The sequence below is a fragment of the Methylobacterium crusticola genome, assembly GCF_003574465.1.
GTDB classification, from domain to species: domain Bacteria; phylum Pseudomonadota; class Alphaproteobacteria; order Rhizobiales; family Beijerinckiaceae; genus Methylobacterium; species Methylobacterium crusticola.
Window position 1 is genome coordinate 1 of sequence record NZ_QOWC01000044.1, and the last position, 22,625, is coordinate 22,625.

24 protein-coding genes are annotated in these 22,625 nt (G+C 73.1%); 17 read left to right on the forward strand and 7 right to left on the reverse strand.

Translation table 11 applies throughout. The features are described 5' to 3' along the window. Nucleotides 1-188: 188 nt before the first annotated feature. The 9 genes from murB (at nucleotide 189) to DT057_RS17770 (ending at nucleotide 11,219) form a co-directional block, all read left to right on the forward strand. Entirely contained in the window at nucleotides 189-1,106 is a 918-nt protein-coding gene (gene murB, locus DT057_RS17730) for a UDP-N-acetylmuramate dehydrogenase (protein ID WP_128563431.1), read from the forward strand. Nucleotides 1,107-1,156: 50 nt separating this feature from the next. Further along, nucleotides 1,157-2,080: a D-alanine--D-alanine ligase gene (locus DT057_RS17735; RefSeq protein ID WP_128563432.1), complete on the forward strand. Its 924-nt coding sequence runs from the start codon at nucleotides 1,157-1,159 to the stop codon at nucleotides 2,078-2,080. Continuing rightward, on the forward strand, nucleotides 2,047-3,048 hold the full coding sequence (locus tag DT057_RS17740; RefSeq protein WP_128563433.1) for a cell division protein FtsQ/DivIB: 1,002 nt from the start codon (nucleotides 2,047-2,049) through the stop codon (nucleotides 3,046-3,048). Before DT057_RS17735 ends, DT057_RS17740 begins: the two co-directional genes overlap by 34 nt. Nucleotides 3,049-3,220: 172 nt before the next feature. Further along, nucleotides 3,221-4,546, forward strand: coding sequence for a cell division protein FtsA (gene ftsA, locus DT057_RS17745; protein ID WP_128563434.1), 1,326 nt, complete (start codon nucleotides 3,221-3,223; stop codon nucleotides 4,544-4,546). Between the two features lie 122 nt (nucleotides 4,547-4,668). After that, entirely contained in the window at nucleotides 4,669-6,504 is a 1,836-nt protein-coding gene (gene ftsZ / locus DT057_RS17750; protein WP_128563435.1) for a cell division protein FtsZ, read from the forward strand. Nucleotides 6,505-6,864: 360 nt separating this feature from the next. Continuing rightward, the gene (gene lpxC / locus DT057_RS17755) at nucleotides 6,865-7,812 is read left to right on the forward strand and encodes a UDP-3-O-acyl-N-acetylglucosamine deacetylase (protein WP_128563436.1); all 948 of its coding nucleotides are present in this window, start codon (nucleotides 6,865-6,867) and stop codon (nucleotides 7,810-7,812) included. A gap of 266 nt (nucleotides 7,813-8,078) precedes the next feature. After that, a complete protein-coding gene (locus DT057_RS17760) occupies nucleotides 8,079-8,978 on the forward strand; it encodes an outer membrane protein assembly factor BamD (RefSeq protein WP_128563437.1) in 900 nt (299 codons plus the stop codon). 169 nt (nucleotides 8,979-9,147) lie between these two features. Beyond that, nucleotides 9,148-10,821: a DNA repair protein RecN gene (gene recN / locus DT057_RS17765; RefSeq protein WP_128563438.1), complete on the forward strand. Its 1,674-nt coding sequence runs from the start codon at nucleotides 9,148-9,150 to the stop codon at nucleotides 10,819-10,821. Between the two features lie 194 nt (nucleotides 10,822-11,015). After that, on the forward strand, nucleotides 11,016-11,219 hold the full coding sequence (locus DT057_RS17770) for a hypothetical protein (RefSeq protein WP_128563439.1): 204 nt from the start codon (nucleotides 11,016-11,018) through the stop codon (nucleotides 11,217-11,219). Between the two features lie 196 nt (nucleotides 11,220-11,415). Here the strand turns inward: DT057_RS17770 and DT057_RS17775 are convergent, their stop codons facing one another. From DT057_RS17775 to DT057_RS17785, 3 genes are all read right to left on the reverse strand, one after another. Beyond that, nucleotides 11,416-12,141 (reverse strand): sigma-70 family RNA polymerase sigma factor, encoded by a 726-nt coding sequence (locus DT057_RS17775; protein ID WP_128563440.1) that lies wholly within the window; start codon nucleotides 12,139-12,141, stop codon nucleotides 11,416-11,418. A 186-nt stretch (nucleotides 12,142-12,327) separates the two neighbouring features. Beyond that, the gene (locus tag DT057_RS17780) at nucleotides 12,328-12,501 is read right to left on the reverse strand and encodes a CsbD family protein (RefSeq protein ID WP_128563471.1); all 174 of its coding nucleotides are present in this window, start codon (nucleotides 12,499-12,501) and stop codon (nucleotides 12,328-12,330) included. A gap of 101 nt (nucleotides 12,502-12,602) precedes the next feature. Beyond that, nucleotides 12,603-12,860: a hypothetical protein gene (locus DT057_RS17785; protein ID WP_238313731.1), complete on the reverse strand. Its 258-nt coding sequence runs from the start codon at nucleotides 12,858-12,860 to the stop codon at nucleotides 12,603-12,605. Between the two features lie 228 nt (nucleotides 12,861-13,088). Here DT057_RS17785 and pstS point away from each other — a divergent pair, with 228 nt between their 5' ends. The 6 genes from pstS (at nucleotide 13,089) to phoB (ending at nucleotide 18,527) form a co-directional block, all read left to right on the forward strand. Further along, nucleotides 13,089-14,129 (forward strand): phosphate ABC transporter substrate-binding protein PstS, encoded by a 1,041-nt coding sequence (pstS, locus tag DT057_RS17790; RefSeq protein ID WP_128563441.1) that lies wholly within the window; start codon nucleotides 13,089-13,091, stop codon nucleotides 14,127-14,129. 109 nt (nucleotides 14,130-14,238) lie between these two features. Next, nucleotides 14,239-15,213: a phosphate ABC transporter permease subunit PstC gene (gene pstC / locus DT057_RS17795; RefSeq protein ID WP_128563442.1), complete on the forward strand. Its 975-nt coding sequence runs from the start codon at nucleotides 14,239-14,241 to the stop codon at nucleotides 15,211-15,213. A gap of 26 nt (nucleotides 15,214-15,239) precedes the next feature. Then, nucleotides 15,240-16,220, forward strand: coding sequence for a phosphate ABC transporter permease PstA (gene pstA / locus DT057_RS17800; RefSeq protein ID WP_128563443.1), 981 nt, complete (start codon nucleotides 15,240-15,242; stop codon nucleotides 16,218-16,220). A gap of 19 nt (nucleotides 16,221-16,239) precedes the next feature. Further along, nucleotides 16,240-17,052 carry a phosphate ABC transporter ATP-binding protein PstB gene (gene pstB, locus DT057_RS17805; RefSeq protein ID WP_128563444.1) on the forward strand — a complete coding sequence of 271 codons (813 nt, stop codon included), beginning with the start codon at nucleotides 16,240-16,242 and terminating at the stop codon, nucleotides 17,050-17,052. A gap of 22 nt (nucleotides 17,053-17,074) precedes the next feature. After that, a complete protein-coding gene (gene phoU / locus DT057_RS17810) occupies nucleotides 17,075-17,794 on the forward strand; it encodes a phosphate signaling complex protein PhoU (RefSeq protein WP_128563445.1) in 720 nt (239 codons plus the stop codon). A 31-nt stretch (nucleotides 17,795-17,825) separates the two neighbouring features. Then, on the forward strand, nucleotides 17,826-18,527 hold the full coding sequence (phoB, locus tag DT057_RS17815) for a phosphate regulon transcriptional regulator PhoB (RefSeq protein WP_128563446.1): 702 nt from the start codon (nucleotides 17,826-17,828) through the stop codon (nucleotides 18,525-18,527). Nucleotides 18,528-18,610: 83 nt separating this feature from the next. Here the strand turns inward: phoB and DT057_RS17820 are convergent, their stop codons facing one another. After that, on the reverse strand, nucleotides 18,611-19,075 hold the full coding sequence (locus DT057_RS17820) for a hypothetical protein (RefSeq protein WP_203236305.1): 465 nt from the start codon (nucleotides 19,073-19,075) through the stop codon (nucleotides 18,611-18,613). 449 nt (nucleotides 19,076-19,524) lie between these two features. After that, nucleotides 19,525-19,656 (reverse strand): hypothetical protein, encoded by a 132-nt coding sequence (locus DT057_RS37245; RefSeq protein ID WP_269153052.1) that lies wholly within the window; start codon nucleotides 19,654-19,656, stop codon nucleotides 19,525-19,527. Nucleotides 19,657-20,176: 520 nt separating this feature from the next. On the opposite strand from DT057_RS37245, the gene DT057_RS17825 reads away from it, so the two are divergent. Continuing rightward, nucleotides 20,177-20,368, forward strand: a complete 192-nt coding sequence (locus DT057_RS17825; RefSeq protein ID WP_128563447.1) for a hypothetical protein — start codon at nucleotides 20,177-20,179, stop codon at nucleotides 20,366-20,368. A 27-nt stretch (nucleotides 20,369-20,395) separates the two neighbouring features. Here the strand turns inward: DT057_RS17825 and DT057_RS17830 are convergent, their stop codons facing one another. Beyond that, nucleotides 20,396-20,590 carry a hypothetical protein gene (locus DT057_RS17830; RefSeq protein ID WP_128563448.1) on the reverse strand — a complete coding sequence of 65 codons (195 nt, stop codon included), beginning with the start codon at nucleotides 20,588-20,590 and terminating at the stop codon, nucleotides 20,396-20,398. Between the two features lie 197 nt (nucleotides 20,591-20,787). On the opposite strand from DT057_RS17830, the gene DT057_RS17835 reads away from it, so the two are divergent. Continuing rightward, on the forward strand, nucleotides 20,788-21,258 hold the full coding sequence (locus DT057_RS17835; protein ID WP_128563449.1) for an Lrp/AsnC family transcriptional regulator: 471 nt from the start codon (nucleotides 20,788-20,790) through the stop codon (nucleotides 21,256-21,258). 11 nt (nucleotides 21,259-21,269) lie between these two features. Here DT057_RS17835 and DT057_RS17840 read toward each other — a convergent pair whose 3' ends face one another. Beyond that, the gene (locus DT057_RS17840; protein WP_128563450.1) at nucleotides 21,270-22,385 is read right to left on the reverse strand and encodes a helix-turn-helix transcriptional regulator; all 1,116 of its coding nucleotides are present in this window, start codon (nucleotides 22,383-22,385) and stop codon (nucleotides 21,270-21,272) included. Nucleotides 22,386-22,625 lie beyond the last annotated feature (240 nt).

The window sequence follows — 22,625 nt, forward strand, 5'->3', positions numbered from 1 at the left end:
CGGGGCCCCGCGATGGGGTCCGGGACCGGGTCCCCGCGGCCGGGCGCCCGGGCCCGCCGCGGGCGGTGAGCGCCGCCGGTGCCCGCCCCCCGCCCGAAAAAACCGCCCCGCCGCCCGGGCGGCGGGCCCCCATCCCCCCGTCGGCGCCCGCGCGCGCCCTCGTCCCGCGCCGAGCCGGAACCGACCCCATGACCTCCGACGACATCCTCTCCGCCCTGCGGCCCGCCGCCCTGCGCGGCCGCCTGCTGCCCGACCACCCCCTCGCCGACCTGACCTGGTTCCGGGTCGGGGGACCCGCCCAGGTGCTGTTCACCCCGGCCGACGAGGAGGACCTCGCCGCCGCCCTGGCGGCGCTGCCCGCGGAGGTGCCCGTCACGGTGATCGGGCTCGGCTCGAACCTGATCGTGCGCGACGGCGGCGTGCCCGGGCTGGTGGTCCGCCTCGGCGGGCGCGCCTTCGGGACGATCGCGGTCGACGGCGAGGCGATCCGCGCCGGGACGGCCGTGCCCGACATGAAGGTGGCCCGCGCCGCCGCCGAGGCCGGGCTCGACGGGCTCGCGTTCTACCGCGGCATCCCGGGCTCGATCGGGGGGGCGCTGCGCATGAATGCCGGGGCGCATGGCGGCGAGACCACCGGCGTCCTGGCCGAGGCCCGCGCCGTCGACCGCGGCGGGGTGCTCCGGGTCCTCGGCCACGCCGAGATGGGCTTCGCCTACCGCCATTGCGGGGCGCCCGCCGACCTGATCTTCACGAGCGCCCTGTTCCGGGGCCGGCCCGGCGACCCCGCGGCGATCCTCGCCGAGATGGACCGGGTCACGGCGGCCCGCGAGGCGGCCCAGCCGATCCGCGAGCGCACCGGCGGCTCGACCTTCAAGAACCCCGACGGCGCCAAGGCCTGGCAGCTCATCGACGCCGCGGGCTGCCGCGGCCTCGTGCGCGGCGGCGCCCAGGTCTCGGAGATGCACTGCAACTTCCTGATCAACCGCGACCACGCCACCGCGGCCGACATCGAGGGCCTCGGCGAGACCGTGCGCGGCCGCGTGCTCGCCCGGTCCGGCGTCGACCTGCACTGGGAGATCAAGCGGATCGGCGTGCCGGCCCGCTGATCCGCGAATCACCTCATGGGCCGGGCCGGGCCCGGGCGAGAGAGAGAACCATGACCAAGCACGTCGCCGTCCTGATGGGCGGCTGGTCCGCCGAGCGGGAGGTCTCGCTCAATTCCGGGCGGGCCTGCGCGGCTGCCCTGGAGGCCCGCGGCTTCCGGGTCACGCCGGTCGACGCGCAGCGCGACCTCGCCTCCGTCCTGGCCCGGGTCGCCCCCGACGCGGTGTTCAACGCCCTGCACGGCCCCCACGGCGAGGACGGCACCGTCCAGGGCCTCCTCGAGATCATGGGGCTGCCCTACACGCATTCGGGCGTGCTCGCCTCGGCGCTCGCGATGCAGAAGGACCGCGCCAAGGTGGTGATGAAGGCCGCCGGCGTGCCGGTGCCGGACGGCGTCGTGGTTAACCGGCGTGAGGCATCTCGGCAACACATCCTGCCGCCGCCCTACGTGGTCAAGCCGGTGGCCGAGGGCTCCTCGGTCGGGGTCATCATCGTGCGCGAGGGCAGGTCCCACCCGCCCCAGGAGCTCGCCCGGGAGGATTGGTCGTTCGGGGAGCAAGTCCTTGTCGAGACTTACATTCCGGGCCGCGAGCTGACCTGCGCGGTGATGGGCGACCGCGCCCTCGGGGTGATCGACATCCGGCCCGCCACGGGCGAGTGGTACGACTACGACGCGAAGTACGCCAAAGGCGGCTCGATCCACGTCCTGCCGGCGGAAATTTTACCGGATATTTACCAGCGAGTTCGAGAGTTGGCGTTAACGGCGCATCAAGCACTTGGTTGCCGGGGCGTGAGCCGTGCCGACCTCCGCTACGACGACACACCGGATGGAACCGGTGCGCTCGTGGTGCTGGAGGTCAACACGCAGCCCGGGATGACCGAGACGAGCCTGGTGCCGGAGATCGCAGCCCATGCCGGGCACAGCTTCGGTGAACTCGTCCAATGGATGGTGGAGGACGCTTCCCTGAACCGCTGACCGTCGCCGGTTTCGCCGGCGCCGGGGCCGGCGCACCCGCGACGCCCCCCGGGGCGGGGCGGGCGGCCGGCGGAGCGGGCCCGCGCGCGCCCTCGGGGCGGCTCGCCGGGTACCTGCCGCGGTTCCTGCGGCCCCGCCGCGCGTCGGTGGCGGTGCCCCTCGGGCGCAGGATGCCGCGGCTCCTCGGCACCGCCCTGGTGTTCGGGTTCTTCGGCGCCGTCAGCGCCGTCGGCTTCGTGGCCGGCGGGAGCTACGCCGAGTTCTCGGCGCGCCACGGCACCCCCGCCGACGTCGCGGCCCGCGCCCTCGGCTTCGGCCTCGACAAGGTCACGATCGCGGGCCTCGCGCAGCTGCGCTCGGCCGAGATCCTGCAGGCGGCCGGCATCGACCAGCGCCACTCGCTGCCCTTCCTCAGCGTGGTGGAGGTCCGCGACCGCCTGTCCGCGGTGCCGCTGATCGGCGCGGTCTCGGTGCGCAAGATCTACCCGCGCGAGCTCCTGGTCACCCTGACCGAGCGCGAGCCGAGCGCGCTCTGGCAGCGCAACGGCGAGATCGCCGTGATCGCGGCGGACGGCACGGTCATCGACCGGATGCGCGACGGCCGCTTCGAGGCCCTGCCGCTGGTGGTGGGGGAGGAGGCGAACCTCCGCACCAAGGACTACCTCGCGCTCCTCGAGGCGGCCGGCCCGCTCAAGGACCGCATCCGCGCCGGCACCCTGGTGTCGGGCCGGCGCTGGACCCTCAAGCTCGACGGCATCGACGTGCGCCTGCCCGAGACCGGCGCCCGCGAGGCGATGGCCCGCCTGGTCCGGCTCGAGGCCGAGTCGCGCCTCCTGGGGAAGGACATCATCGCGGTGGACCTGCGCATGCCCGACCGGGTGGTCGTGCGGCTGACCGAGGAGGGCGCGGCGGCGCGCCAGGAGGCCCTGAAGAAGCAGCAGAAGAAGCCCAAAGGGACCGAGACATGATGCGGGACCGAGACATGATGCGGGACCGAGACATGATGCGGGACCGAGACCCGATGCGGGACCCCGTCCCGCCCCACGACGGCGGCGCGCCCCGCGCCGGCCGCCCCGACGCCCACGGCCCCCGGCCCCTCCCTCGCCCCATGAGCCTCCCTCGCCCCATGAGCCCCGCGTCATGAGTCTCCTCCAGCACGGCCTGACGCCGCGCCTGAAGCCGCTCTCGGCGCGGCGCAGCGCGACCCTGTCGGTGCTCGACATCGGCACGAGCAAGATCGTCTGCCTCGTCGCCGAGCTGCAGCCGGTCGAGACGCTCGCCTCCCTGCGCGGCCGCACCCACCTCGCCCGCATCATCGGCATCGGCCACCAGCGCTCGCTCGGCCTCAAGGGCGGCGCCGTGGTCGACCTCGAGGCGGCCGAGAACGCCATCCGCCAGGCGGTGCACGCCGCCGAGCGCATGGCGCGGGTCGAGGTCCAGTCCGTCATCGTCAGCCTGTCGGGCGGGCGGCTCGGCTCGCAGCACTTCGACGCCCGGGTGCCGGTGCGCACCGGCGCCGTCACCGGCGCCGACGTGCAGCGGGTGCTCGAGGCGGCCAGCACCCACAGCGTCAGCCCCGGGCGCGCGGTGCTGCACGCCCTGCCGACCGGCTACGCCCTCGACCAGCAGAGCGCGGTGATCGACCCCTCCGGCATGCTCGGCGAGAACCTCGGCGTCGACCTGCACGTCGTGACGGCCGAGATCGCGGCGGCCCGCAACCTGATGCTCGCCGTGGAGAACACCCACCTGCGGGTCGAGGCGGTGATCGCCACGCCCTACGCCTCGGGCCTGTCGGCCCTCGTGGACGACGAGGCCGAGATGGGCGTCGCCGTGGTCGACATGGGGGGCGGCACCACCAGCGTCGGGGTCTTCTCCGGCGGCCACCTCGTCCACGTCGACGCGCTGGCGGTGGGCGGGCACCACGTCACCATGGACATCGCCCGGGGCCTCTCGACCCGGGTGGCGGCGGCCGAGCGGCTGAAGACGCTCTACGGCGCCGCCATGGCGACCGCCTCCGACGAGCGCGACATGATCGCCGTGCACGGCGTCGACGAGGACGAGCGCGACCTGCCGCACCACATCCCGAAATCGCACCTCGTGCGCATCATCCGGCCGCGGGTCGAGGAGGTGCTGGAACTGGTGCGCGACCGCCTGCGCAACGCGGGCTTCGCCGCCCAGGCCGGGCGCCGGGTGGTGCTGACCGGCGGCGCGAGCCAGCTCGTCGGCCTGCCGGAGGTGGCCCGCCGCATCCTCCAGGGGCAGGTGCGGATCGGGCGCCCGCTCGGGATCAAGGGATTGCCGGAGGCCGCCAAGGGTCCGGCGTTCTCGGCCGCCGTCGGCCTCCTGGTCTACCCCCAGGTGTCGCACGTCGAGCACTTCGAGCCGCGCGGGCAGAGCGGCGCGATCGGCCTTCCGCACGACGGCTACCTGCACAAGGTCGGCCGCTGGTTCCGGGAGAGCTTCTAGGGAATCGCCCGCCCGTCTCCGGCCCCGCGGGGGGCCGGAGACGGGCGGGCGGGACGGGACATCGGCGCCGGGTACGGGCGCCTGCCAAGACACAAACGAGAGGCACGAGAGGCTCGCGCACCATGGCCATCAGTCTGCAAGCGCCGGATATCCGGGAACTCAAGCCCCGCATCACCGTCTTCGGAGTCGGCGGAGCCGGGGGCAATGCCGTCAACAACATGATCGAGTCGGGCCTGCTCGGCTGCGAATTCGTGGTCGCCAACACCGATGCCCAGGCGCTGACCTCCTCCAAGGCCGAGCGCGTGATCCAGATGGGCATCGGGGTGACGCAGGGGCTCGGCGCCGGCTCCCAGCCGGAGGTCGGCCGCGCCGCCGCCGAGGAGGTGATCGACGAGATCCGGGATCAGCTCTCGGGCGCCCACATGTGCTTCATCACCGCCGGCATGGGCGGCGGCACCGGCACGGGCGCGGCGCCCGTCATCGCCCGCACGGCCCGCGACATGGGCATCCTCACGGTCGGCGTCGTGACGAAGCCGTTCCAGTTCGAGGGCGTGCGCCGCATGCGCACGGCCGAGACCGGGATCTCGGAGCTGCAGCAGGCCGTCGACACCCTGATCGTGATCCCGAACCAGAACCTGTTCCGGGTCGCTAACGAGAAGACCACCTTCGCGGACGCCTTCGCGATGGCCGACCAGGTGCTCTACTCGGGCGTCGCCTGCATCACCGACCTGATGGTGAAGGAGGGCCTCATCAACCTCGACTTCGCCGACGTGCGGGCGATCATGCGCGGCATGGGCAAGGCCATGATGGGCACCGGCGAGGCGAGCGGCGAGAAGCGCGCCAACCGGGCGGCCGAGGCCGCGATCGCCAACCCGCTCCTCGACGACGTCTCGATGAAGGGCGCCCGCGGCCTGCTGATCTCGATCACCGGCGGCAACGACCTCACCCTCTACGAGCTCGACGAGGCCGCGACCCGCATCCGCGAGGAGGTCGATTCCGACGCCAACATCATCCTGGGCGCCACCTTCGACGAGAGCCTCGACGGCATCATCCGGGTCTCGGTCGTCGCCACCGGCATCGAGCCGGCCCTGATCGCCGCCAACGCCGTTGGGTCGCCGGAGATCGCCCAGACCGAGCAGCGCATCGCCGAGGTGGCCGAGCGCCTGCGGGCCGAGGCCCGGGCCCGGGCGGCGGCGCCGAGCGCCTCCTTTCGGCCCGAGGCCCCGGTAGCGGCCCGCGCCGCCGAGCCGGCCCCGATGCCCGTGGCCCCGGCGCCCGAGCCGGTCCGCCTCGAGGCGGCCGCGCCGCAGCATCAGCCCCACCCGCCGATGATGCGCGACGAGGTCCAGATCACCCCGGCCCAGCCCCGGTCCGCCCCGGTCTACGACCCGGCCCCGGCGCCCCAGCCCGAGCCGCAGATGAGCGTGGCCTCGGGTCCCTTCATCCCGCCGTCGCCGGCGGTGGTGCGGGCGCCGCGGATGCCCCGGGTCCAGGATCTGCCCCTCCCGGCGCAGAACCAGATCCGGGCGAGCCGCGGCGAGGAGCCGGTGCAGCAGCCGACCGCCCAGGACGTCAAGCGCACCTCGCTCCTGCGCCGCCTCGCCACCGTCGGCTTCGGCGGGCGCCGCGAGGACGAGGCCCCGGCGGCCCAGCCGGCCCCGCACCCGCAGGCGATGCCCCAGCCCGCCCCCCGGCAGGCGCCGCCCCAGGCTCAAGGGGGACAGGCCTACGGCGCCCCCCAGGGCTACGCCCCGCAGGCGCAGCATGCCGCGCCCGCCCACCGGCAGCCCGCCCCCCCGGCCTACGCGCCGCAGGCTCCCGCCTACCCCGCCCAGCCGCAGGGCTACCGCCCGGCGCAAGGCAACCTCGACCCCCAGGGCAGGATGGTGCCCGCCCCCCGCATGATGGACGACGACCAGCTCGAGATCCCGGCCTTCCTGCGGCGCCAGGCGAACTGACCGAAGGCCGGACGGCGGGGCCCCGTCCGGGGTGCCATCTTCCCGCCATCAAGGCGCTCTGTGGAACCCAAATGACACACCCCGAGGCCTCGCGGCCTCGGGGTTAACGCGTCTTTTAAACCTTTGGTGCAAAAGAGCTTTCGGCGGGCCAATCCGGTCCGCCGTTCTGTTACAGAGCGTAAGAAAGCGTGATTTGGCCGTGCTTCCGAGCGCGACTATAGCTGTCTTCAGACGAATAAGGGTGCCGGCCCGCGCTGCGGGCACAGGCATCCCCAAGGGGCTTCAAGCAACGGACGGATCGCCTCGAGCGTGTCACCCCACAGTGGGACGCGACGGTGAGTCACGGCCGAGGGCTGAGGAATGAGAACAAGTCAGCAGACGACCCTTCGCTCAGCCGCAAGCCTCTCGGGCATCGGCGTACATTCCGGCAATCCCGTTTCCATCACGCTCCACCCCGCCGAGGCGCATCACGGCATCGCCTTCCTGCGCACCGGCATGGCCGGCGGCCGGGACCGGGTGATCCAGGCCCACCACGCCCAGGTCACCGCCACCGAGCTCTGCACCGTGATCGGCGACCGCCAGACCGGCGCCGTCGCCACCATCGAGCACCTGATGTCCGCCCTCTACGGGCTCGGGATCGACAACGCCCTCGTGGAGATCGACGGGCCCGAGATGCCGATCCTCGACGGCAGCAGCGCGCCCTTCGTGGACGCCGTCGCGGCGGTCGGCACCACCTCCTGCGGGGCGCCCCGCCGCTTCATCAAGATCCTGCGGGGCGTGCGCGTCGAGAAGGGCCGCGCCTTCGCGGAACTGCGTCCCTTCGAGCGCGGCTTCCGCCTCGACGTCGAGATCGACTTCGAGAGCCCGGTCATCGGCCGCAGCCGCAAGGCCCTCGACCTCACCCCGGCCGCCTACCGCCGCGACATCGCCCGTGCCCGCACCTTCGGGATGATGCGCGACGTCGAGCGCTACTGGAAGGCCGGCTTCGCCCTCGGCGCCTCCCTCGAGAACACCGTCGCGGTCGGCGACGGCGGCGTGGTGAACCCGGAGGGCCTGCGCTACAAGGACGAGTTCGTCCGCCACAAGATGCTCGACGCCATCGGCGACCTCGCCCTCGCGGGCCTGCCGATCCTCGGCGCCTACCAGTCCTATTGCGGCGGCCACGGCCTCAACGTCGGCGTCCTGACGGCCCTGTTCGCCGACCGGGCCAACTACACGATCGTCGAGGCCGCCGGCGGCCGCCGCGAGCCCGTCTTCGCCGAGTTCGGCGTCAGCCTCGGCAGCGCGGTCTACGCGCCCGAGTGCTGAGGCTCCGTCCGGGTTGTGCCGAAGCCACACCCCGGGGCTTTCGACGCGCCGACGCCCCCCGGAGGGGTGATCCGGGCGCACAACCGGCCGGCGCGCCGCTTTCGCGCCCTAATCGCCTCCCAGGGTTAAGCGGTTCCGAACGATCGCCGCGGCGTCCTGGCGAGGCGGTCGTTCCCGGGCGTGGCGCTCGCCGCGCGCCCGGGATGAGGGGCTTGGCTTTGACGATCAGCGGCCGCGACGTGCCGCCTGCTTGGGGAAGAACCCGAATGCCGCTCGCCCACCCGCTTCGCGACGCGAAGGTAACCGTTCTGCGGACCGTGCTGCTCGCGGCGTGCGGCCTCGGCCTCGCGGGCTGCGACTCGCTCGACGCCATCAACCCGTTCGCGTCCGAGAAGTACAAGACCGAGATCGTCCCCGACGTCCCGGCCGACAAGCTCTACAGCCAGGGCCTCGCCAAGATCGAGGATCGCGACTTCGAGGCCGCGACCAAGAAGTTCGGCGACCTCGACAAGCAGTACGCCTACTCGGACTGGTCGCGGAAGGCCGTGCTGATGACCGCCTACGCCAATTACGAGGGCGGCCGCTACGAGGACGCGATCACCGCCTCGAAGCGCTACCTCCAGCGCCATCCGGGCTCGAAGGACGCGGCCTACGCCCAGTACCTGCTGGCGATGTCGCACTACAAGCAGATCCCGGACGTGACCCGCGACCAGGATCGCTCCGAGAAGGCGCTCGTCGCCCTCCAGGAGCTGGCGCAGAAGTACCCGACCTCGGAATACGCCGTCGACGCCAAGGCCAAGATCCAGATCACCCGCGACCAGCTCGCCGGCAAGGAGATGGAGATCGGCCGCTACTACCTGGAGCGCCGCAACTTCCCGGCCGCGATCAACCGCTTCCGCGACGTGGTGAGCAAGTACCAGACCACCCGCCACGCCGAGGAGGCGCTCGAGCGCCTCGCCGAGGCCTACATGGCCCTCGGCATCGCGGGCGAGGCTCAGACGGCCGCCGCGGTGCTCGGCCACAACTTCCCCGACTCGCCCTGGTACAAGGACGCCTACGGCCTGCTCCAGAACGGCGGCCTCCAGCCCCGCGAGGAGCGCTCGTCCTGGATCAGCAAGGCGTTCCGCGGCATCATCGGCGACACCCGCACCGCCGAGGCCCAGTAGAGGAGGGCGCCCCGGGACCCGGGGCGCGTCCGGGCCCCCCGGAGCCCCGCGGGGGTGTCCGGGTCCATCCGGGACCGGCCGCTGCGGCGGCGGCGCGCACTCGCGCCACGGCTCTCGCGGCTGTAAACACCGTCCCGTTCCTCCGTTCGACGGTCCCGGCAAGGGTGGCATGCTGGTTCAGCTCGCGATCCGCGACATCGTCCTGATCGACAAGCTCGAGCTGAATTTTCGCGATGGCCTGAGCGTCCTGACCGGCGAGACCGGCGCCGGCAAGTCGATCCTCCTCGACGCCTTCACGCTCGCCCTCGGGGGGCGCGGCGACGGCCGTCTCGTGCGCCACGGCGAGGCGCAGGGGCAGGTCACGGCGGTGTTCGACGTTCCCCCGGCGCACCCGGCCCGGGCGCTCGCGGCGGCGGCCGACCTCGACACCGAGGGCGACCTGATCCTGCGCCGGATCCAGGTGGCGGACGGGCGCACCCGCGCCTTCGTCAACGACCAGCCCGTGGGCGTGCAGGTCCTGCGGGCGATCGGGTCGGCGCTGGTCGAGATCCACGGCCAGCACGACGACCGGGCCCTCGCCGACCCGACCACCCACCGGGCCATCCTCGACGCTTTCGGCGCCCTGGCGGAGGCGCAGGGCGCGGTCGCCGGGGCCGCCCGGCGGGTGCGCCAGGCCCGCACCGCCCTCGCCGAGCACCGCGCCCGCGTCGAGGCCGCCCGCAAGGAGGTCGACTTCCTGCGCCACGCGGTCGACGAGCTCGGCGCCCTCGATCCGAAAGCCGACGAGGAGACGGGGCTGGCCGAGCGCCGCACCGCCATGCAGCAGGGCGAGAAGGTCGCCCGGGAGCTCCACGAGGCCCTCGACGCCGTGGGCGGCCAGGGCTCGCCCACGGCCCACCTCTCGGCGGCCCTGCGCAAGCTGGAGCGCCGCGCCGCCCAGGCCCCCGGGCTGGTCGAGCCCTGCATCGCCGCCCTCGACAACGCCCTCGTGGCCCTGGACGAGGCCCGCACGGCGCTGGAGGACTCCCTCCAGGCCGCGGAGTTCGACCCCCGGGAGCTGGAGCGCGTCGAGGAGCGGCTCTTCGCCCTGCGGGCCGCCGGCCGCAAGTACGACGTGACGGTCGACGACCTCGCGGCCCTGCGCGAGCGCTACGCCGCCGACGTCGCCGCCATCGATGCCGGGGAGGAGGCCCTGGCGCGCCTGGAGGCGGAGCTCGCGGCGGCGGACGCCGCCTATCTCGGCCTCGCCCAGGGCCTCAGCAAGGGCCGCCGCAAGGCGGCGGCCGCCCTCGACAAGGCGGTCCAGGCCGAGCTGCCGCCCCTGAAGCTCGAGCGGGCGCGCTTCATCACCGAGATCAGCACCGACCCGGACTCCCGCGATCCCGCCGGGCTCGACCGCATCGAGTTCTGGGCGCAAACCAACCCGGGCACCCGGCCCGGGCCGATGATGAAGGTCGCCTCGGGCGGCGAGCTCTCCCGCTTCATGCTCGCCCTCAAGGTCGTGCTGGCCGACAAGGGCTCGGCCCCGACCCTGATCTTCGACGAGATCGACACCGGCGTCGGCGGGGCCGTCGCCGACGCGATCGGCGCGCGCCTCGCCCGGCTCTCCGAGCGGGTCCAGGTCGTGGCCGTCACCCACGCGCCGCAGGTCGCGGCCCGGGCCTCGACCCACTTCCTGATCGCCAAGGAGGCCGTCAAGGGCTCGGACCGGGTCGCGACCCGGGTCAGGCCGCTCTCCGCCGCGCCGCGCCAGGAGGAGATCGCCCGGATGCTCGCCGGCGCCACGGTGACCGAGGAGGCCCGCGCCGCCGCGGCCCGCCTGCTCCAGGCCGCCGAGGCCTGAGGGCCCGCCCTGGACAGCCCTGAGCGGGCGGTTAAGCTGACAGCGCGCTGCGCTGATTCGCCGCCCGGGATCGCCGTCATGGTGAATGAAGCGCGAATTTAACGAAATCTTTACCATATCGGCCGAGACTGGCGCTTCACGGAGCAGATCACCCGATCGGGGTGCTGACGCGGCGGCACGGGGCTCTCGGTCTCATGAAGCAGGATTCCATTCCATCCGGCGAGGCGGCGCGGGAGCGCGCCATGCCGGCCCTCGGCGCCGACGCGCAGCGCCGGCTCGGGCTCAAGCTGCGCTCCCTCTACGAGCGCACGATCGACGGCCTGCCGATCCCGCTCGAGCAGGTCGAGTTGCTGCTGCGCCTGCGCCACCGCGAGCGGGACGCCCAGCGCGCACGCTAGGGCGCGCGCGCCGCCGCGCCATCGATCGAGGGCGGGGCCCGGTCATCCGCACGACCGGGTCTCGCGCCGCCGGGACGGCGCGCGTGCGCGCCGCGGGGCCTCCCCGCGCCCGGCCTTGCCGGAACGCGAAAGGGGCGGGCCCGCGCCGCCGCGTGCCCGCCCCCCAAAAAAAACCTTCTCGCCCCGGGACGGCGGCTCAGACGCCCTCGCCCATGGCGGACTGCATCATCCGGTCGCCCGTCAGGTCGTCGTCGCCGTAGCCGAGCAGCTCCGCCAGCCGGTTGCGGGCCCGGTTGACCCGGCTCTTGATCGTCCCGATCGCGACGCCGCAGATCCCCGCCACCTCCTCGTAGGACAGGCCCTCGGCGCCGACGAGGATCAGCGCCTCGCGCTGGTCCGGGGGCAGCTTGGCGAGGCCGGCGCGCAGGTCCTGCACGTCGAGGCGGTGGCCCTGGTCGGGGGCCGTGAACAGCCGCGCCGCGTACGAGCCGTCCTCGTCCTGCACCTCCCGCATGCGCTTGCGCTGCTCGGAGTAGAAGGCGTTGCGCAGGATCGTGAACAGCCAGGCGTTCAGGTTGGTGCCGGGCTGGAAGCGGTGCTGGTTCTGCCAGGCCCGCAGGATCGTGTCCTGGACGAGGTCGTCCGCCCGGGCCGCGTTGTTCGTCAGCGACAGCGCGAAGGCCCGCAGGGACGGCAGCGCCGCGAGCAGGCCGGCCCGGAATTCCGGCTCGACCGCCTGGCCCCGGGCGGTGAGCGCCGCCTCGAGCTTCTCGATCAGCGCCAGGAAGGCATCGGGCGTCTTCGCGGTCTCGATCGGCGCGTAGGCGTCCCGCAACTGCTGCCCGAGATGCCGCTGGACGCCGGAGGGCAGGCAGGGCTTCGCATCGGACTCGGTGTCGGTGACGGTGCGGTTGGCGAGCATTCGACTCTCACAAGGCTGGAACGGAACGGGAAGGGGGGCGGTCATGCCCTGCGGCCGGGCCTCGCCCTACCGCCAGGGTGCTGCCGCTCGCCCCATCCCGCGCGGGACGGCATCCATGGGAGGGAAGTGGGGTCGGGAGCGCGCCTGTCGAGGTGCGGCACGGCCCCGCGGGGCACGCGGCCGGGGTCAGCGGCCCTTGAGGGCGTCCTTCACGCCGCCGACGGCGTTCTGGACCTTGCCGCCGGCCTTCTGGCCCTTGCCCTCGGCCTCGAGCTTGGCGTCGCCCGTGACCTTGCCGGCGAGTTCCTTGGCCATGCCCTTCGCCTGCTCGACCGCGCCCTCCACCCGGTCCTTGTCGATCGCCATCGGGGTCTCCTCTCTCGACGCGGCGCGCCCGAGGCCGCCGCTCCGGGGCAACGGGCCACAATGGTCAAGGTTCCGGGGCCGAACCCCGAACGGGCTCACCAGGAGCGCGCGCCGGGCTTGGTCCGGTACTCCGCGGCGCGGATGCGCGTCATGAGCCGGTCGAGCGCGACGAGGAGCGCCGCCTCCTCGGCCTGCGCGGCCGCGACCGCGGCGGGGTCGCTCCGGTAGAGGCGCTGCTGCGCGGCGAGCGCCAGCCGGCGCTCGAGCGCCTCGCGCTCGGCGTGGAGCGCGTGGAGCTCGCGGCGGCAGGCGTCGTTCCCGTTTCCGGTCTGGATCGTCTCGGCGTTCGGCACGGGCGCGGATCCTCTCGCCTCCTCGCGGATGTCGCGGGGGGTCAACGCGCGAGGGCGTGGAAACGTCGCAACGGAGGCCGCCCGGCGGGGGCAGACCCGCCCCTGTCATCCAATCGTCATCCAACCGTCATAGGGCCGGCGTCGTGCGGGGCCTATGGCTCCCGGCGCGACGGCGGCCCCGGTCCGGCCCCGGCACCGTGCCAGATCGACCCGAACACGGAGAGTCACGTGAAACCCTTCTCCACCGCGCTCGCCATCGGGCTCGCGACCGCCCAGATCGCCACCTCGGCGCTGGCCCTCGACATCACGGGGGCCGGGGCCACGTTCCCGTTCCCGGTCTACTCCAAGTGGTCCGAGGTCTATCGCCGGGACACCGGCAACGGCCTGAACTACCAGTCGATCGGCTCCGGCGGCGGCGTCAAGCAGATCCAGGCCAAGACCGTCGATTTCGGCGCCACCGACGCGCCGCTCAAGGGCGCCGCCCTCGAGAAGGACGGCCTCGTCCAGTTCCCGACCGTGATGGGCGGCGTCGTCCCGGTGGTGAACATCCCGGGGCTCAAGACCGGCGAGATCAAGCTCACCGGCGAGATCCTGGCCGAGATCTACCAGGGCAAGATCCGCAAGTGGTCGGACCCGAAGATCGCCAAGCTCAACGAGGGCGTGAAGCTGCCCGACGCGCCGCTGACGCCGGTCTACCGGTCCGACGCCTCCGGCACCACCAACATCTTCACCACGTACCTGTCGGACGTGTCGCCGGCCTGGAAGTCCGAGTTCGGCGCCTCGACCACGGTGAGCTGGCCGGCCGGCCAGGGCGGCAAGGGCAACGAGGGCGTCACCGCCGTCGTCAAGCAGGTGCCGAACGCCATCGGGTACGTCGAGTACGCCTACGCCAAGCAGAACAGCCTGGCGGTGGCCCTGATCCAGAACCGGGACGGCCAGTACCCGATGCCGGGCGACGAGGCCTTCCAGGCCGCCGCCGCCAACGCCGACTGGAAGGCGGCGCCGGGCTTCGGCATCTCGCTCACCAACCAGCCCGGCGCCAAGGCCTGGCCGATCACCGCCGCGACCTTCATCCTGGTCCACAAGAATCCGGCCGAGCCGGCGCGCACCGCCGAGGTGCTGAAGTTCTTCGCCTGGGCCTACAAGAACGGCGACACGCTCGCGACCAGCCTCGACTACGTGCCGCTGCCCGACAAGGTCGTGACCCAGGTCCAGGACGAGTGGAAGAGCATCGTCGGCAAGGACGGCAAGCCCGTCCTCGGCATGTAGGCACCCCGGGGGCGGGCGGCCCGCGCCCGCCCGCCCCCGGCGCCGCCACCCGGCTCGCGCCGCCCCGCGCGGCGCGCTACAGGCTCCGTTCGTCGACAAGGAAACCCGGATGGTCGCGTTGTCCGAAAACGTCGCTCTCGCGTCGCGCCCCGCCGCCGCCCGCCGCACCCCCGGCGGCCTCGCGGACCGCGCCTTCCGCACCGCCGCCTACGCCTCGGCGCTGCTGGTGCTCCTGGTGCTGGCCGGCATCCTGGCGGCGATCGCGTATGGCGGCTGGCCCGCCTTCCAGACCTTCGGCCCGGGCTTCCTCACCTCCAGCGCCTGGAACGTCGGACGCGAGGAGTACGGTGCCCTCGTGGCCGTCATCGGCACCCTGGTGTCGGCCTTCCTGGCGCTCCTGATCGGCGTGCCGGTCTCCCTCGGCATCGCGATCTACCTGACCCAGCTCTGCCCCGGCTGGGCCCGGCGGCCCGTCGCGATGACGATCGAGCTGCTCGCCGCCGTGCCGAGCATCATCTACGGCATGTGGGGCCTGTTCGTGTTCGCGCCGCTCTTCGCGCGCTTCGTGCAGATCCCGGTCTCGAACCTCGTCGAGGGCCTGCCCGTCGTCGGCACCCTCCTGTACGCGCAGGTGCCCTCGGGTGTCGGCGTGCTCACCGCCGGCATCATCCTGGCGATCATGATCGTGCCCTTCGTGGCCTCGATCACCCGCGACATGCTCGACCAGATCCCGACCGTGCTGCGCGAGAGCGCCTACGGCATCGGCTGCACCACCTGGGAGGTCGTGCGCCACGTGCTGATCCCGCAGGCCTCGGTCTCGATCATCGGGGCGATCATGCTGGGCCTCGGCCGCGCCCTCGGCGAGACCATGGCGGTCACCTTCGTGATCGGCAACGCCAACCGCCTCTCGGCCTCGATCTTCGATCCCGGCTCCACCATCGCGTCGCGCATCGCCAACGAGTTCAACGAGGCGGACGGCATGCAGCTCAACGCCCTGATGGCGCTCGGGTGCATCCTGTTCGTCGTCACCTTCGTGGTGCTCATCATCGCCCGGCTGCTGGTGCGCCGCGCGAGGGTGGCCTGACCCAGCGCCGCACGGAGACAACCCCGATGGATGCCCCGACCCCGTCCGCCCCCGCGCCCCAGGCGGCCGTCCCGGCGGTGCCGGCGAGCCCCGCGCCGCAGGCCTACCCTGCGCAGCAGGCTCTTCCTGCGCAGCAGGTCCTTCCTGCGCAGCAGGCTTGGGGCCGTGTCCGCGCCGGGCGGCGCACGGCCGACCGCCTGCTGATCCTGCTCTGCACCGCCGCCACGTTCCTGGGCGCCCTGGTGCTCGGCTCGATCCTGCTGATGCTGATCATCGAGGGCCTGCGCGGGCTCTCGCCGGCCCTCTTCACCGAGGTCACGCCCGGCCCGGGCTCCGAGGGCGGCGGCATCGCCAACGCGATCCTGGGCAGCCTCGTGATGACGCTGATCGGCATCGTGGTGGCGACGCCGGTCGGCGTCCTGGCCGGCACCTACCTGGCGGAGTACGGCCGCACCTCCGGCCTCGCCAACCTGATCCGCTTCCTCAACGACATCCTGCTCTCGGCCCCGTCGATCCTGATCGGCCTGTTCGTCTACACCCTGATGGTGCGGCCGATGGGCGGCTACTCGGGCTGGGCCGGGGGCGTGGCGCTCGCCATCATCGCGACCCCGGTGATCGTGCGCACCACCGAGGACATGCTGCGGCTCGTCCCGGGCGCCCTGCGGGAGGCGGGGGCCGCGCTCGGCGCGCCCGCCTCGATCGTGATCCGCCAGGTCACCTGGCGGGCGGCGCAGTCGGGCATCGTCACCGGCATCCTGCTGGCGCTCGCCCGCATCGCCGGCGAGACCGCGCCGCTCCTGTTCACCGCCCTCAACAACAATTCCTGGTTCAGCCCGAACCTGATGGGCGGCGTCGCCAACCTGCCGGTGATGATCTACCAGTTCGCCCTCTCGCCCTACGAGAACTGGCGCCAGCTCGCCTGGGCCGGGGCGCTGCTCATCACCGCGACGATCCTGGGCCTGTCGATCACGGCCCGCTTCTTCCTGCGCGGCGTCAAGGCCCGCTGACCCCCTCCGGAGATCCCCGATGAGCGCCACCGCCACCGCCGCGCCGGTCGTCGGCCAGAGCCGGGCCGACGAATCCGCCCCGGTCCGCCTCGCCGTCAAGGACGTGAACTTCTACTACGGCGACTTCCGCGGCCTGAAGAACATCAACCTCGACTTCCGCGACCGCCAGGTCACGGCCCTGATCGGGCCCTCCGGCTGCGGCAAGTCCACCCTGCTGCGCACCTTCAACCGCATCTACAGCCTCTACCCCGAGCAGCGCGCCGACGGGCAGATCCTGCTCGACGGCCGCAACATCCTCGACCCGGCGATCGACCTCAACGAGCTGCGGGCGCGGGTCGGCATGGTGTTCCAGAAGCCGACCCCGTTCCCGATGTCGATCTACGACAACATCGCGTTCGGCATCCGGCTCTACGAGCGCCTGCCGAAGGCCGAGCTCGACGACCGCGTGGAGGAGGCCCTGCGCAAGGGCGCCCTCTGGGACGAGGTCAAGGACAAGCTCCGGCAATCCGGCATGGGCCTGTCGGGGGGCCAGCAGCAGCGGCTCTGCATCGCCCGCACGGTGGCGCAGCGCCCGGAGGTGATCCTGCTCGACGAGCCGACCTCGGCCCTCGACCCGATCTCGACCGGCCGCATCGAGGAGCTGATCGAGCAGCTCCGGTCCGAGTTCACGATCGCGATCGTGACCCACAACATGCAGCAGGCGGCCCGCATCTCGCAGTTCACCGCCTTCATGTATCTCGGCGAGCTGATCGAGTTCGGGCCGACCAACCGCCTGTTCATGAACCCGGCCAAGCGCCAGACCCAGGACTACATCACCGGCCGATTCGGCTGAGTTCCCCTCGGAGGACGGCCCCATGGCGAACCACATCGTCAGCTCCTACGACACCGACCTGCAGAACCTGCGCCGCAGCATCGCCGAGATGGGCGGCATCGCCGAGAAGATGATGGCCGACGCGAGCCACGCCCTCGTGCGCCGCGACGTCGGCCTCGCCCAGAGCGTGATCGCCGCCGACCCGCGCCTCGACGGCCTCCAGCGCGAGATCGAGGAGCGGGCGATCCTGCTGATCGCCCGCCGCCAGCCCATGGCGATCGACCTGCGCGAGACGATCTCGGCGATCCGCGTCTCCGGCGACCTCGAGCGCATCGGCGACCTCGCCAAGAACGTGGCCAAGCGCGTCGTGGCGATCAGCGACCAGGTGCAGCTCCAGAAGATCGTCGTCGGCGTGGAGCACATGAGCGAGCTCGTGCAGGCGCAGCTCAAGGACGTGCTCGACGCCTACGCCACCCAGGACACCAAGGCCGCCTTCGACGTCTGGGAGCGGGACGGCGACATCGACTCGCTCTACACCTCGCTCTTCCGCGAGCTCCTGACCTACATGATGGAGGACCCGCGCAACATCACGTTCTGCACGCACCTCCTGTTCTGCGCCAAGAACGTCGAGCGCATCGGCGACCACACCACCAACATCGCCGAGACCATCCACTACCTCGTCACCGGCGAGACCTTGGCGGGCGACCGGCCCAAGAACGACCGCTCGAGCTTCGCCACCGCCGAATCTCCGGCCGGGGCCTGACCGCCCCGGCCCGCCACCCGAACCGCCCGCCATGAACGCCCGTATCCTGATCGTCGAGGACGAGGAGGCCCTGACCCTCCTGCTGCGCTACAACCTGGAATCCGAGGGCTTCGCGGTCGACGCCGTCGCCCGCGGCGACGAGGCCGACCTGCGCCTGCGCGAGCAGGTGCCGGACCTCGTCCTGCTCGACTGGATGCTGCCGGGCCTCTCGGGCATCGAGCTGTGCCGGCGCATCCGGGCCCGGCGCGAGACCGAGCGGCTGCCGGTCATCATGCTGACCGCGCGGGGCGAGGAGGGCGACCGGGTCCGCGGGCTCGCCACCGGCGCCGACGACTACATCGTCAAGCCGTTCTCCGTGCCGGAGCTCCTGGCGCGGGTGCGCTCGCTCCTGCGCCGCGCCAAGCCCGCGCACCTCGCCCACCTGCTCGTCGCCGGCGACATCGAGCTCGACCGGGTGAGCCACCGCGTGCGCCGCGACGGCCGCGAGCTGCATCTCGGGCCGACCGAGTTCAAGCTGCTCGAGTTCCTGATGCAGAGCCCCGGGCGGGTCTTCTCGCGCGAGCAGCTCCTCGACGGTGTCTGGGGCCACGACGTCTACATCGACGAGCGCACGGTCGACGTGCATATCGGCCGCCTGCGCAAGGCCATCAACCGCGCCCGCCACCCGGACCCGATCCGCACCGTGCGCGGCTCGGGCTACTCGTTCGACGAGATGTTCGCGCCCGGCGCGTAGGGCGCCGCACCGGCTGGGGAGGGCGCCCTGCCGGGGGGACCCGGACCGGCCGTGCGGTCCGGTCCGGGGTTCCTGCCGAGACTTCAGTCGCAGACGCGTCTCACCACGATCCTGCCGGAGCGGTCGACGACCCGCCTGACGTCGCAGCCGTCGTCGTAGGCCGGGGCGATGCCGACCGGTTGCAGGCCCCATCCGGTGTTCCAGCCGAAGCCGTGGTGCCAGTGGTGCCCGTGATGGTGTCCGTGGTGGTGCCCGTGATGGTGTCCGTGGTGGTGTCCGTGGTGCCCGTGGTGGTGCCCGTGGTGGTGTCCGCCGGGGCCGCCCGGATTGCGCTCGCCGACCGCGATGCCGGCGCGGCTGCCGAGGCCGCCGTTCCGGACGCCCCCGCCCTGGAAACCCCCGCCGTGGAAGCCGCCGTGGAAGCCGCCGCCGTGGCCGCCGGAGCCGCCCCGGTGGCCGCCGCCGAAGCCGCGGGCCTGCGCGGCACCGGCGAGCGCGACCGCCGCGATGCCGGCGACGAGGGCTGCGCGAAGTACTGACCTGGTCATGTCTGCTCCTGTTCGTGCGATGTGGGAGCAGATTGACCGCGTGCGGCCTCTCCTTCTGTGATGTGGATCACGTCCGTGGGGCGGGGACGGACGGGCTCGTCCCCGGCCGGTCCCCCGGGGGCGGCCGGGTCCACGTCCGCGGCGGCCAGACGGTGACGGCCGCCGCCCCGCCGGCCGCTCCGGCGCGCAAAGCGGACCGCACCCTGACGGAACGGAGTCTCGAGGTGTCCGCCGCCTGGCCCGGCACGGGCCGGCGGCTCCCTCGGCCCGCGCGTCCTGCCGGAGGCGGGGCGGCCGGGGCCGTGCGCGCCCTCGATCCGCGGCCGTCGCGGGGCGGGTGCGCGGAGCGGAGCAATCGTCGCCCAGGCGCCGGGACCGGCCGCGGCGCCCGGGACGCCGGCCGGGCGCCGCGGACCCGGAGGTCCCGCGGGCGCCGACCGGTCAGGCCGTCACTTCTTCTGCTCGGACCGCGCGCTCGCCGAGATCCCGCCCTTGAGGCTCGGGGCCGCGGCACTGGCCTGCGGCTTCTCCTTCTTGGGCTTCTTGACCTCGCGGTTCCCGCGCTTGCGATCGGATCCCATGGGAAGCTCCCTCGGTGATGGCTGGCGGATCGACGCGACCAGCACGCCGCGCGCAGGCAGGAACTCCGCCCCGCGGCGCCGATCGCGCGTACTGATGAAGAACACAGCGGACCAGACGCGATCCAGAGCCGCTTAATCGACGCGCGCCCGGATAGCTGGCAAATCATCATGGCACGGTTCGCCCAGCCTGTCCGAAAAATATTTCCGGATCGCGATGAACAACGCGGGCTGCCGGGAGGACGTCCATGATACGAGGAGAGCCGCGCCGGTCCGACGGCGCGCCGCATCACGGAGGATGTGATGCCCACCGACTATCCCCGGAAAGCGCACGTCCCCCCGGGCCTCCTCGGCACGTTCCGGCTCCGCCTCCTCACGCTCCGGCTCGACCTGACCTGCCGGCAGATCCGCCGGGCGCGGGCGCGCCACGATCACCAGGGCCTGCTCCGCCACACCGAGGTGTGGGCCGGCCTTCACCTCCGGGCGGAGGAACAGGCGAGCGTACGGCCGCGGGCTCGACGACGTGCGGGACGTGATCTGCGAGCGCGTGCGCGTCACGGTCCCCCGGATCGAGCGCGAGCGCTGCCGCATCCGCTGGGCCCTCGGCCGGATGCAGCGGGCCGAGGCCGCCGACGACCGGCGCGCCTACGAGCACGCGCAGACCCTGGGCGAGGCCGCCCAGACCCGCCTGGCCCGGCTCTGGGCGACGCTGTAGGGCCCGGCGCCCCCGGCGCGTGCGCCCTCAGGCCGGGACCGGCGCCGTCGGGGCGGCGTCCCGCAGGAGGCGCAGGGCCTTGAGGTGCGCGATCTTCTCCTCGCGCGTGGCCGCGTCCTGGTCCAGCTCGGCCCGCAGCCGCGCGGCCCGGCTGACCTGCAGCTGCACGTCGCCCTCGAAGCGGCCTGCATTGCGGCCGACGCTGAGAAAGTTGATTGCCATCGTGGTCGCCTCGGCAGCGCGATGCCGCTGATTCGAAGTAGGCCGCCCGGCGCCCGAGTAAATCGGGTCGTTCGAAAACATATTTCCCTCGGCATCCCGGACGGGGCGGCGACGGCCGCGCGCCCGCTTGTGTCGGCTCCGGCGGGCGGGTAGTGACCGGGCTTCGCCCGCACAAGCCGCCAGGAACGCCCGCTCCCGTGCCCGCCCGCCTCGACGCCATCGACTGGGCGATCCTCCGGGAATTGCAGGCCGACGGCAACATCACCAACGTCGAGCTCGCCCGGCGCGTCGGCCTCTCGGCGCCGCCGTGCCTGCGCCGGGTCCGGGCGCTGGAGGAGGCCGGGATCATCCGGGGCTACCGGGCGCTCCTCGACCCGAAGGCCCTGGGCTACGAGGTCGTGTGCTTCGCCATGGTGCAGCTCGCCGCGCAGGGGCAGGCGGACCTCGCCGCCTTCGCGGCGCAGATGCGCGGCTGGCCCCTGGTGCGCGAGTGCTGGACGCTCTCGGGGGAGACGGACTTCCTGCTCAAGTGCGTGGCCCCGAACCTGGCGGCGTTCCAGCAGATGGTCGGCTACCTCACGGGCCTGCCGAACGTGCGCAGCGTGCGCACCGCGCTCGCCATCGACCAGATCAAGGACGACCCGATCGCGCCGCTCGGCGAGGCGTGAGCGCCGGCCGTTCAGGCCGGCAGGGCCATGCGGACGAGGAGGGCGACGAGCTCGGCCTGCCGGTGCGTTCCGGTCTTGGCGAACACGGCCTTGAGCTGGCTGCGCAGGGTGGCGACCGTCGTGCCGCCCGCCGCCGCGACCTCGGCGAGGTCGCGGCCCCGCGCCAGCGCGTTGGCGAGGCGCGCCTCCGCGGCCGTGAGGCCGAAGGCCTGCCGCAGCAGGGCGTCGCCGACCTCGCCGGCCTCGGCGGGGTCGCGGATCAGCAGCACGGCCCGGGCTCGCCGGAACGGCTCCTGCCCCGAGGCGACCAGGGGGGCGGCGTGCACGACCAGGGGCGGCCCGCCCTCGCGGGGCACCGCCACCGGCGGCGCGGCCGGCGCCGCGTGGGCGGGGCCGCGCCCGATCACGCTCCCGATCAGGCGCCCGAGGGCCGCGTTGGTGGCCGCCGGATGGGCGACGAGCGTGCCCTGCACCACGCGCAGGGTCCGGCCGCCCATCGCGCGGGCCCGCCCGTTCTGGCCGACGACGCGCCCGGTGCCGTCGAGCAGCAGGCCGCCGCAGCGCATCAGCTCGAAGGCCTCGAGGATCGACGAGGCCCGCGTCTCGGCGAGGCGCAGCGCGACCTCCCCGGCCCGCTGGAAGTGCGGCAGCATCCGGCCGATCTGGGCGATCTCCCGGTGGGAGAACGGTTCCTGGCCGGGCTTGCGCTCGACCGACAGCATGACGCTGTCCTGCCCGGAGGCGACCAGGTAGATGCCGGCGAACCAGCGGAACCCCGAGCGGGCGACGAAGTCGGCGTTGAAGGGCAGGTGGTCGAGCTCCCGGGGCGTGAAGATCTGGGACTCGACCAGCACGCCGCGGGTGTCCTTCAGGGCCGGGATCCCGCGCGTCACCCGGGGATTGTCCGCGAACCAGCCCTCGTCGACGCCGCGGCTCACGACCGCGTCCAGGCCCTCCGAGCAGGCCGGCGCGACGGCGGCGCGGGGCCCGGGCAAGATGAGCGCCCCCTCGGCCCCGAGCGCCTCGCTGTAGGCGTGCAGCGCCGTACGCCAGAGCTCGGGCCGCAGGGCCGCCTCGTAGAAGCGGTCGACAACCTCCCCCAGGCGATTCTCGCGCGACCCCGCCATCCCGCCCCGCACCCGCCGGTCCCGCCCCGCCACCTAACGGTCAAACGGTGGCAGGCGCACTATACCGATCGGGTCATTTACCTCAAATAAGGGATGTCGGGCCTGTACTTGCGAAGCGTAATCCAGGGGCGCGGGCCGGCGGGACTGTGTCGAGATCGATCGCCATCCCGCGATGTCGCGCAGGCAGGATGCGGTCGTCCTCGCGGATCATCCGGAGCCGGGCCGCGAGGGCGCCCCGCC

Bases quoted from the DNA above. Each gene is read 5' to 3' on its own strand.
- lpxC (WP_128563436.1), top strand. From the start codon at position 6,865: ATGAGAACAAGTCAGCAGACGACCCTTCGCTCAGCCGCAAGCCTCTCG.
- DT057_RS17760 (WP_128563437.1), top strand. From the start codon at position 8,079: ATGCCGCTCGCCCACCCGCTTCGCGACGCGAAGGTAACCGTTCTGCGG.
- pstC (WP_128563442.1), top strand. From the start codon at position 14,239: ATGGTCGCGTTGTCCGAAAACGTCGCTCTCGCGTCGCGCCCCGCCGCC.
- murB (WP_128563431.1), top strand. From the start codon at position 189: ATGACCTCCGACGACATCCTCTCCGCCCTGCGGCCCGCCGCCCTGCGC.
- phoB (WP_128563446.1), top strand. From the start codon at position 17,826: ATGAACGCCCGTATCCTGATCGTCGAGGACGAGGAGGCCCTGACCCTC.
- phoU (WP_128563445.1), top strand. From the start codon at position 17,075: ATGGCGAACCACATCGTCAGCTCCTACGACACCGACCTGCAGAACCTG.
- pstA (WP_128563443.1), top strand. From the start codon at position 15,240: ATGGATGCCCCGACCCCGTCCGCCCCCGCGCCCCAGGCGGCCGTCCCG.
- pstB (WP_128563444.1), top strand. From the start codon at position 16,240: ATGAGCGCCACCGCCACCGCCGCGCCGGTCGTCGGCCAGAGCCGGGCC.
- DT057_RS17740 (WP_128563433.1), top strand. From the start codon at position 2,047: ATGGATGGTGGAGGACGCTTCCCTGAACCGCTGACCGTCGCCGGTTTC.
- DT057_RS17770 (WP_128563439.1), top strand. From the start codon at position 11,016: ATGAAGCAGGATTCCATTCCATCCGGCGAGGCGGCGCGGGAGCGCGCC.
- DT057_RS17775 (WP_128563440.1), bottom strand. From the start codon at position 12,141: ATGCTCGCCAACCGCACCGTCACCGACACCGAGTCCGATGCGAAGCCC.
- DT057_RS17820 (WP_203236305.1), bottom strand. From the start codon at position 19,075: ATGACCAGGTCAGTACTTCGCGCAGCCCTCGTCGCCGGCATCGCGGCG.
- DT057_RS17840 (WP_128563450.1), bottom strand. From the start codon at position 22,385: ATGGCGGGGTCGCGCGAGAATCGCCTGGGGGAGGTTGTCGACCGCTTC.
- DT057_RS37245 (WP_269153052.1), bottom strand. From the start codon at position 19,656: ATGGGATCCGATCGCAAGCGCGGGAACCGCGAGGTCAAGAAGCCCAAG.
- ftsZ (WP_128563435.1), top strand. From the start codon at position 4,669: ATGGCCATCAGTCTGCAAGCGCCGGATATCCGGGAACTCAAGCCCCGC.
- DT057_RS17735 (WP_128563432.1), top strand. From the start codon at position 1,157: ATGACCAAGCACGTCGCCGTCCTGATGGGCGGCTGGTCCGCCGAGCGG.
- DT057_RS17830 (WP_128563448.1), bottom strand. From the start codon at position 20,590: ATGGCAATCAACTTTCTCAGCGTCGGCCGCAATGCAGGCCGCTTCGAG.
- ftsA (WP_128563434.1), top strand. From the start codon at position 3,221: ATGAGTCTCCTCCAGCACGGCCTGACGCCGCGCCTGAAGCCGCTCTCG.
- recN (WP_128563438.1), top strand. From the start codon at position 9,148: ATGCTGGTTCAGCTCGCGATCCGCGACATCGTCCTGATCGACAAGCTC.